This window comes from Ketobacter sp. GenoA1 (assembly GCF_003671475.1).
In the GTDB taxonomy this organism is placed as follows: domain Bacteria; phylum Pseudomonadota; class Gammaproteobacteria; order Pseudomonadales; family Ketobacteraceae; genus Ketobacter.
The window spans coordinates 557939-569232 of record NZ_RCHM01000009.1; the positions used below are offsets into that span (position 1 = coordinate 557939).

At 56.2% G+C, this 11294-nt stretch carries 1 protein-coding gene; it reads left to right on the top strand.

Annotated elements, in window-relative coordinates:
* Window positions 1-93: 93 nt before the first annotated feature.
* Window positions 94-11151: a type I polyketide synthase gene (locus D9N13_RS03960; RefSeq protein ID WP_290586141.1), complete on the top strand. Its 11058-nt coding sequence runs from the start codon at window positions 94-96 to the stop codon at window positions 11149-11151.
* The last annotated feature ends 143 nt before the right edge of the window (window positions 11152-11294 follow it).

An 11294-nucleotide genomic window follows, 5' to 3' on the forward strand; every position in this document is an offset into this window, starting at 1 on the left:
CAATTGCACCTGCGCGGTGCCTTTCCCGATACTTTTCCAATAACAACGATTTGACCAATAAGAGAAGAAGAATAAACACTTCACGGGGTTACTATGTCCAACAATAACAACACCGATACCGCCAAGTTATTAAAACAGGCTCTTAAAGAACTGAAAAAATCGAAGGATTCGGTTCAACGGCTGGAAAAAGAAAAACACGAACCCATTGCCGTTATCGGCCTGGGCTGTCGCCTGCCCGGCGGTGCCAACAGCCCGGAGCGACTCTGGGAGTTGTTGGAAAATGGCGAGGACGCCATTGTGGATATGGTGGATCAACGTTGGGTGGGAGACGATTTTTATGATCCCGATCCGGAGGCGATTGGCAAACTGTACACCAAAGCCAATGGCCTGGTGGATGATGTAGATCAGTTTGATGCCGAGTTTTTCGGTATTGCACCGGTAGAAGCGACCCTGATGGAGCCGCAGCAGCGACTGTTGCTGGAAACCACCTGGGATTCGCTGGAGCACGCCGGTATTGCTCCGGATTCATTGATGGGTACCAAGACCGGTGTCTACGTCGGTATTTGCCATATGGGTTATTCCCATATGCAGGCTCAATACGGCAGCCTGGAAGACATCTCGCCTTATAACGGCACTGGTAATTCTCATTCGGTGGCATCCGGACGCTTGAGTTATCTGCTGGGCCTGCAAGGCCCCAGCATGTCGGTGGATACGGCCTGTTCCTCCTCACTGGTAGCCATTCATCTGGCGGTGCAGAGCCTGCGCAAAGGCGAGTCGGATCTGGCGCTGGCGGCCGGGGTCAACCTGATTCTGGAGCCTACCACCTCCATGATTTTTGCCCGTGCCGGCATGTTGTCACCGGATGGCCGTTGTAAAACCTTCGATGGCGATGCCAATGGTTACGTCCGTGGTGAAGGTTGCGGCACCGTAGTATTGAAGCGGCTGTCGGATGCGTTACGCGATGGCGATAATGTATTGGCTGTGGTGCGTGGATCGGCCGTTAATCAGGATGGTAAAAGTCAGGGTATTACCGCTCCCAACGAGCTGGCGCAGGAAAAGGTATTGCGTGCGGCGTTGGAAGATGCGCGCTTGAAACCCGAAGAGGTTTCCTATATTGAGGCTCACGGTACCGGTACCCCATTGGGTGATCCCATCGAGCTGGCCGCGCTGAACACCGTTTATGGTAAAGAGCGCAGCGATAAACTGGTGGTGGGTTCCATCAAAACCAACATGGGGCACCTGGAAGCGGCGGCCGGGGTGGCCGGCTTCATCAAACTGGTGTTGTCCATTCACAACCAGACCATTCCCAAGCATCTGCATTACTCTACACCTAACCCCTATATTGATTGGTCCAACATTGCCATTGAAGTACCCACTGAACAGCGTCAGTGGCAGGCCCCGGTCCGCATTGGCGGTTTGAGTTCATTTGGTTTCAGTGGTACCAACTGCCACATTCTGGTGGAGCAGGCACCGATTCCATCAGACATTAATGACGAAAAACCCGCCACCCAGTTTGCACCTGAGCTGCTGACCATTTCCGCCAAAACCAAAGATGCGTTGCAGGCCTACCTGCAGAATTACGCTGATGCACTGGCCATGCCTTCCCTGCAGGGCCAGGATTGGAACGATGTGTGTTTTACTGCGGCCACCGGGCGTAATCATTTCCGCCATCGCGCCACTATCCTGGCCGGCTCGGCCCAGGATGCTGCTGACAAACTTAATGGCTTGTTGAAAAACGGTGATGCCACCGGTATCCAGATCAATGATGTGGGTACCAACACCGCCAAAATCGCCTTTATGTTCACCGGACAAGGTGCTCAGTTCGCCGGTATGGGGCAGGATCTGTATGCGCGCTTCCCGGTGTTCAAAAACGCGCTGGATAAAGTCGCGGAGCTGATGAGCGATGAATTGGATCAGCCGTTGCTCTCCATCATGTGGGGTGATAACACCGCGCTGCTGGATGAAACTCAATACACACAACCCGCCATTTTCGCTTTGCAATATGCGTTGACCCAGTTGTGGACCTCTCTGGGTGTGCAGGCGGCCTGTGTCACCGGCCACAGTATCGGTGAATATGCCGCGGCGGTGTATTCCGGTGTGATGTCGGTGGAAGACGCCGTCAAAATGATTTGTGCCCGTGGCCGGCTTATGGCCAGTGAGTGTGAGCGTGGCGCCATGGCTGCGGTGTTTGCCAGTGCCGAGGAAACCCGCAACGTGATTGAAACGTTGGACAGCGTGATCGATATTGCGGCAGTGAATGGCCCGCGCAATTGCGTTATTTCGGGTGAAAAGCCCGCGGTAGAGCAGGCTGTGGCGTTACTGAGCGACGAAAACATCAAGGCCAAGCTGCTCACCGTTTCGCATGCGTTCCACTCGCCCATGATGCAACCCATGCTGGATAAATTCAGCAAGGTGGTCGAGCAGGTCAAACTGAAAGCCCCCCGAATTCGCTTTATTTCCAGCAAAACCGGTAAAACTGCAACCCAGGATGTAAAGAATGCACAGTACTGGGTTGAGCATGTGCGCGATGCGGTTCTGTTCCTGGATGCGGCGCGAGAGCTGGGTCAGCAGAAACTGCAGGCCTGCGTGGAGATCGGTCCGGGTGCCAACCTGGTGAAGCTGGCGCCCCAGTGCGTGGAATCCACGGCGCCCATCACCTATCTGCACAGCGTTGATCGCGATGCAGCGGAAAGTGCTCACCTGACTGAAGTGGTTGCCGGTCTGCATTGCAGCGGAGCCACGATCAAGTGGAAAAACCTGTTCATCGGTGGTGACCGCACCCGGGTGGATTTACCGACTTATCCTTATCAGAAACAGAGTTTCTGGGTGGATAAAATTCGCATTGGTAATTACAGCAAGGCAGCCGGTATGTCTTTCGCCCGTCTGCTGTATAACACCGATTGGTTTGCCAACGAATTGCCGGAAGCAGAAGCGGCCAACTTTGATGATGTGGTGGTGATTGGTGATGCCCCGGCTTGGCTTGAAGTACTGCAAGCCAAAACCAATGTTGTCAGCCTGGCGACAGACACCGGCGCGGACGCGATCAAGGCCGCAGTGGCACCGTTGCAGACCAAAGCCCAGGAGGCCGGTAAGGTTCTGCCGGTGATTCTGGTAGCACCTGCCATGCCTGCGGAATTGAATGATGTGGCCGGTGTGGTACACAGTCAGATCCACGCCGCCATGGCCGCTGCCAAAGGCATTATTGCCGGTAGCGATGCCAGCAACCCAGCGCGAATCTGGTGTGTCAGTGAGAACGCGTACGGTGCTGATAATATCAACCTGGCGGCCTATCCCATGTTGGGCTTCGCCAAAGGTTTTGCCCTGGAAGCCGGTGAACTGTGGGGTGGTATTGTGGACCTCAGTGGCAGTGCGCAGGAGCAGGGCGATGGGCTCTACGCTGAATTAGCGGCCAACACTGTGGAAGACGTGGTGCGCGTGAGCGGCTCTGAGCGCAGTGTATTGCGCCTGGGGCAGGATCGCCTGCCTTCTTCCAGCGTTGTGAAACTGGATGCAGAAGCCACCTATCTGGTTACCGGCGGTTTGGGCGGTTTGGGCCTGTATGTGGCCGATGCGCTGGCCCGCAGCGGTGCCAGGCATCTGGTGCTTATGAGCCGGCGCGGCCACCTGGAATCATTGGCAGGCGAACGGGCTGAACAGATTGCTCAGTTACAGCAGCAGGGCGTCACCATTACCGTTGCCAATGTGGACGTGTCCGACGCAGCGGCGGTTGCGGATCTGGTGGGCGAACTGGCCCAGTCCGCCAACCCACTGAAAGGGGTTATCCATGCGGCCGGCATCAGTGATATAGCCCTGGCCCATGAAATGACCTTTGAACAGTGGCAAAGCGTGACCCGCTCCAAACTGGAAGGCGCTCTCAATTTGCATAACGCAACCGCTGATCTTGAGCTGGATGTGTTTGTGGTGTTCTCTTCCATCGCCTCGGTATGGGGTTCTGGAGGCATGGCCCACTATGCGGCAGCCAATCACTTCCTCGATGGCCTGGTGGACTACCGTCGGGCTCAGGGCTTGCCGGCTACCGGCTTTAACTGGGGCCCTTGGGGTGGTGCAGGTATGGCCACCGGGGACGCCGCCGAAGAAGCCGAGCGTCGTGGTTTGAAACCCTTTGATCCGGAATCCGCCATTGAGTTAATGACCAAAGCCTGGACCGGTGGCAATGCTCACCAGACGGTGGTGGACATTGACTGGAGCCGTTTCCGCGAAATTCTTGAAATGCGTCGCGCACATCCCCTGTTCGGCACCCTGGGCCGCAACCTGGCGGCCACGTCCGGCGTGACCGGCGAAAAGTCGGCGTTCTTCAAATCCCTCATTCCCATGGAAGTGGAAGAGCGACAGGAGCACATTGTCGGTTATCTGCAAGGCCTGTTTGGCCGGGTAACGGGCAAATCCGATACAGAGGTGGTGGACCCTGAAATGCCGCTGATGGATCTGGGAATCGATTCCATCATGGCCCTTGAAATCAAGAAGCAGGTGGAAGGGGATACCGGGCAGGCCATGAAGGCCACTTTGATCTTCGACTACCCGACCATCAACAAGATCGCCGAATACTTTGCCGTTAACCTGTACGGTGAGGAAAGTGAAGCGGCCTCGGTGGCAGCCGGTGCATTCCATGGCGAAGCCATTGCCATCATCGGTATTGGCAGCAAGATGCCCATGGCACCCAATGGCCCCGGCGATTTCTGGAATCTGCTGAAGAACGGTGAATGTGGTATTAACGACGAACCCAGCGAGCGTTGGGATCTCAAACAGTACCTGGATAAGAACGAAGATGCGCCCGGCAAAACCTACACGTTGTCGGCGGGTTTGATCGACGATATTGAATCCTTCGACGGCAAGTTGTTTGGCATTGCGCCGCGGGAAATCGAAAGCATGGAACCGCAGCAGCGTCTGGTTCTGGAAGCTGCCTGGGGTTCTTTGGAAAATGCCGGTTACGCGCCCAATTCCATGAACGGAACCCGTACCGGCGTGTTCGTCGGTGTCGGTGCCAACGAATACATCCGCGCCTGTGCAACCGGTGCGCGGGAAGAAGACATCATGTTCATTCCCACGGGTAATGCCTTGAACGTGATTGCCGGTCGTGTGGCCTTTAACCTGGGCCTGCAGGGCCCCACCATGACCATCGACACCGCCTGTTCTTCCTCGGCGGTGGCCATTCACCTGGCATCGCAAAGCCTGCGTAACGGCGAATGCGATATGGCGCTGGCCGGTGGTGTGAATGCCATGGTCATGCCGGAAACCTTTGTTGCCCTGTCCAAGGCTCATATGCTGTCCAAAGAAGGCCGTTGTAAGACCTTTGATGAAAGCGCGGATGGTTATGTTCGGGGTGAGGGTGTAGGCGTATTGGCACTCAAGCGTCTGTCCGATGCGCAGCGCGATGGTGATAATATTGTAGCGGTGATCAAGGGTTCTGCCGTCAATCAGGATGGCCGCTCCAGCAGTTTGACGGCTCCCAACGGGCCGTCCCAGGAAACCGTCATTCGTGCTGCGCTGGCCAATGCCGGCCTCACCGTGGACGATGTGGATTGGGTGGAAACCCATGGCACCGCAACGCCTTTGGGTGATCCAATCGAAGTTCAGTCATTGGAATCGGTATATTGCGCCAATCGCAGCAGTGATAATCCATTGATCATCAGTTCGGTAAAAACCAACATCGGTCACCTGGAGTCCGCCGCCGGTGTGTCCAGCGTGATGAAAGCCGCGCTGTCACTGCAGCACGGAGAAATTCCTCCGCATCTGCATTTCAAGAAATTCAATCCGCACATTGCAGTGGATGCCAGTAAGTTCACCATTCCCACCGAAAGCCGTGAGTGGAAAGCCGGTGAACGCAAGCGCCGGGTGGGTATCAGCTCATTCGGATTCAGCGGCACCAATGTGCACATGATTCTGGAAGAAGCCCCGCAACGTAAAGAGCTGATCAACGCCGTCGAGCGCAACAGCCATGTGTTGACCCTCTCGGGTAAAACCGAAGGCGCGGTACTGGGGCTGGCCAAGCGTTATGCCGAATTCCTGCAGAACGACAATCTGAATGCCCAGGAAGCCGCCTTCGCGGATATTGCCTTCACCGCCAACACCGCCCGCCAGCACTTTGAACATCGGGTTGCCGTTGTGGCGCCGGATAAAGCCGGAGCCGTGGATAAATTGAAGCAGGTAGCCGAAGGCGTGTCCGTGGCCGCCAGCTTCAAAGGCGATGGTAGCGAGCCGGTCACCGGTTTGGCCTGGCTCTTCACCGGACAGGGTTCACAGTATGCCGGTATGGCAAAAGAGCTGTATGACACCAATCCGGCCTTCAAAGGGCACCTGGACAGTTGTGACAAGTTGTTTGAACAGGAAACCGGTGCGTCCCTGCTGGAACTGCTGTGGGGTGATCGGTCTGCTGAGATTGATGACACACAATACACGCAGCCTGCCATATTTGCGCTGGAGTACGCACTGGCGCGCCATTGGCAAAGTCTGGGTGTGAAGCCTGCCGTGATGGTGGGCCACAGTGTGGGTGAATACGCCGCTGCAGTATTGGCGGGCATCATGACCCAGGAAGAGGCCATGAAGCTGATTGTGGCCCGTGGCCGGCTGATGGTGGAAAAATGTGAAACCGGTGACATGGCCGCGCTGTTAACCACTCGGGACAAGGTTGATGCTTTGCTGGAAGGAGTCACTGACGTGCAGGTGGCGGCGTGCAATGCGCCGGGTAATACCGTGGTATCCGGTACTGAGTCTGGTATTGCCGCCATCATCGAGAAAGCCAAGGCCCAGGATATCGACGCCCGCTTGCTGACCGTATCCCATGCCTTCCATTCCAATATGATGGAAGCCATGCTGGATGAGTTCAAAGCGGTGGCGGAGAGCATCGACTATCAGGCGGCCAAGCTGGATATCATCTCCACGGTCAGTGGCCAGCTCAACCAGGGTGAAATGTCCACCGCGGCATATTGGGTGGATCATGTGAAACGCCCGGTGCTGTTTGTGGATGCCATTGGCAAGCTGACGGAGCAGAAAACCAATCTGTGCCTGGAAATCGGCCCCGGATCCACCTTGACCGGCCTGGCTACCCAGATCCTGGGTACGGAAAAGTGTCGCTTTGTGCATACGCTGCGGGCCAAGCAAAACGCCGAGCGCCAGTTCAACATGGCGGCAGCGCAGCTGTACTCCCTGGGTGTGGATATCAAGTGGGCTGCCTTTGATGAGCCCTTTGGTCGCCAGCGGGTGGCGGCACCCAGTTATGCCTTCGATCGCAAGCGCTATTGGTTGGGCGACAACGACAATGGTATTGGCACCGGTGGTGCTGCCATGGGCGAAGTCACTGAGAATCTGCTGACCATGTTGCACTCACCGATGAGTGAAGATTACTTCTTTGAGAATAATTTCGGTGTCAGCCATCCGTTTAACCTGGATGACCACCGTCTCTACGAAGTGGTGGTGGCGCCGGGCGCCTTCCACGTGGCCAATACCATACTGTGCGCGCGGGATGTCTACGGTGAAAAACCGGTGAAACTCGATGACGTGGTATTCCCCGAACCGTTCATTCTGGAAGAAGGACAGAAACGTCGCCTGCATTACGGCTTCAAGAAATTACCGGACACTGCCCAGGACGATTATGAAGTGAAAGGTTTCAGCCGTGATGAGAAAGCCGGCGAGACCGAGTGGACCATGCACGCCAGCATGAACGTGGCCGCCTGTGCTGACCCGGATTCAACCCAGGTGCTGACCCCGGAAGACATTGAGCAGATCAAGTCCCGTGCAACCCACAGCTATGAAGGCTCCATGTTCTACGGTGAAATGTGGAAGGTGGGCTATCAGCTGGGGTCACAGTTCCAGTGGATTGCCGGCTTCTGGCGCCGCCCCGGCGAAACCCTGACGCGTTTGCGTTTGCCGGAATCCGCCATTGAACAGGGCAAATATATGATCCATCCCGGTTTGATGGATTCCTGTTTCCAGAGTTCTGCCCTGGCGGCCATGCATGAAGACTTCGATGCTTCCAAAGTGGATGCGATCTACATTCCGTTCGCACTGGAGAATCTGCGTTTCTTCCGCAAGCCCACGACCGAGCTGTGGTGTCACGTCAAGATCAAGAATCCGCCGGAAGATCCCAACGAAGTTCTGGAGAGCTACTCGCACACCATCCAGGTGTACGATGATCAGGGTAACATCCTGATTGATGTGGACACGCTGCACAGTAAACGGGCACCCAAAGAAGCGCTGTTGCGGGCCATCAGTAAAGACCCGTTTGCCGGTCATTACGATGTGCACTGGAAAACCCAGGCCATACCTGCGGATCAGGAAGTCAAACCCCTGGCCGGAACCTTCCTGGTGATTGGGGAAGGTGGCAATCTGGCGACCGCCATTGCCGCGGAGTTGAATGGTCAGGAGGGTGTCAATGCCTGGCAGATCCGTTGTGACGCGGCTGCATCCTACACCCAGGATGGCAACAACATTACACTCAACCCCGAAGATGGTGGTCAATGGATGCAAACCATCGGCGCAGTGGGTGGTTTGGATAAGGTTGCAGGCTTGGTGTATGTGGCACCGGAGGCGGCACCGGATGGTGACGTCATGGGGCTGCAGAAGCGTATCTTCTCGCCCATTCTGAACATGCTGAAAGCATTGCAGCTCATGTCTGCTGCCGGCGCACCACGCCTGTGGTGTGTAACCGAAAACGGGGTGTCGGCACAGCGCAGTGATACCCAGGTGAATCCGGCGCATACCGCGTTGATCGGCTTCGGTAAAGTACTGGATATGGAGCATTCCGAATACAACTCTGTATTGGTGGATGTGGATGCCGAGAGCGATGCCCGCGCGGCCCGCTCGCTGGCCCAGGAGATGCTGCAGGCCGGTGGTGAAAAACTGGTGGCTTATCGCCGCGGCAGCCGTTTGGTGGCGCGTCTGGCACGTACCACTGTAGAAGCAGCGGGCATGCCGATTCCCGAAGCGCCTTACCGCCTGATTATCGAGAAGAAAGGCACCTTCGAAGATCTCAAGTTTGTACCGTTCGAGCCACGTACGCTGGGTTCCACCCAAGTGGCTGTGAAAGTGCTGAGCGCCGGCTTGAACTTCCGCGATGTAATGGGTGTGTTGGATGTGTACCCTGGTGAAGCGGGTCCTTTGGGTGGCGAGTGTATTGGTGAAGTAACCGAGCTGGGCTCGGCGGTGAAGGACTTTAAAGTGGGTGATGTGGTCATGGTACCGCTCACCGAGTCCTGCATGAGTACCCAAACCATTTCCGAAGAACTGCTCACCTGCCGGGTGCCGAAAAACCTGTCCATCAATCAGGCATCCACCATTCCGGTGGTGTACTCCACCGCACTGCATGGCCTGAAGAATCTGGCCAAGCTGAAGAAGGGTGAACGTATCCTGATTCACGCCGGTGCCGGTGGTGTGGGTCTGGCGGCGATTTATATAGCCAAGCATATCGGCGCAGAAGTGTTTGCGACCGCCAGTGAGAAGAAGCGTGATTTCCTGCGCAAGATTGGAGTGGAGCACGTGTTCGATTCCCGCTCTCTGGATTTTGCCCAACAGATTCGCAATGTCACCGGTGGTGACGGTGTGGATGTGGTGCTGAACTCCCTGGCGGGAGAATTCATCACCACCAGCATGCAGTTACTGAACGAGGGCGGACGCTTTATTGAAATTGGTAAAGCGGACATCTGGACTCAGGATCGCGTAAAAGCCTTCCGTGAAGACATATACTATGAAGCTTTTGACCTGGTCATCGTCACCCTGCAAAACCCCAATGCCTTGCGGGAGTTGATGGAAGAGATTGTGGAAAACGTGGAGGCCGGTCACTACCAGCCATTGCCTTACACCGTGTTCAAGCACAAGGAGGCAATGGATGCCTTCCGCTACATGGCGCAAGGTAAGCACATTGGTAAAATCCTGATTAACCGGGATGACCCTGCCATTGAAGTGAAAGCGGATCGCTCCTATCTGATCACCGGGGCCACCGGTGGCCTGGGGATGCTGTTTGCCAACTGGTTTGCTGATCACGGCGCCGGTGAGGTCATTTTGGCAGCCCGGCGCGATGTACGCGATGTGGATCCTGACGGCGTCAAAGCGATCGAGGCCAAGGGAACGCGCGTTACCACTGTGAAGGCGGATTCCGGTGACCGGGATCAGGTGGTCAGCATGATGGCCACGGTAAAAGACAGCAGCCTGCCGTTGGCTGGTATTATCCACGCGGCCGGTGTTCTGGCGGATGCGTTTGTGGTGAACCAGGACATGGCCAGTTTTGAAAAGGTCATGGCGCCGAAACTGGCGGGAGCCTGGTACCTGCATCAGGAAACCAAAGACCTGCCGCTGGATATGTTCGTGCTGTTTTCTTCTCTGTCATCGCTCCTGGGTGCGCCGGGGCAAGCCAACTACGCGGCAGCCAATGCCTTCCTTGATGGCCTGGCAGCGTACCGTCGCGGTTTGGGCATGCCGGCCACCGCCATCAACTGGGGCCCCTGGGGCGAAGTGGGTATGGCTGCCAACAGTCAGGTGGAAGCCAATGCCAAAGCCTCCGGTGTACACCTGATTGATCCACAGGTTGGTCTGGGCTGGTTCGAACAGGTGCTGGAAGGCAATCCGGTACAGCGTGGCCTGATGGAAATCGATTGGGCGGCACTGGCCAATATGTCAGGCTCAATCCCGGCATTCCTGTCGGAACTGGATGTGAAAGCCAGTGTGGGTGTGGACGCCGATCTGCAGAAAATGGCCGATGAGTTCCGCGCCGGCCTGGCCGATGCGCCCATTGATGAACGTACACCCATGCTGATAGAAAAGATCTGTGAACAGATCAAGCGGGTAATGGGTCTGGATGAATCGGACACCATTAACCCCAATCAGCCGCTGCAGGAACTGGGGCTGGATTCTCTGATGGCCGTGGAGCTGCGTAATATACTTTGCGCCCTGATCGGCAAACAGTTACCGGCAACCCTGATGTTCAAGTATCCGACGGTAGCCAGTCTGAGTACGTTCCTGATTCAGGATATGTTCCCGGATGAAATGGCGGATGCCGAGAATGACAATGCAGAAACAGAGAGTACGGAGGCCTCTGCGCAACAAGAACAACAGGAAGAAGATGATCAGTTGGATGACCTGTCCGATGACGAGCTGGCAGCGATGCTGGCGGCGGAATTGGGTGAAGACGACGAAGACTGATTCAGAGGTAGGGGCGGGGGCGCAAGTCCTCGCCTCGGTTAGCATCGAGCCGGAGAGCAGGAAGCAGGGCATCACAGCGGCATCCCAGCCGCTGCGAGTGTTAAATCCCTGATTCCTGCTCTTCTTAAATCGTGCTAACAGCA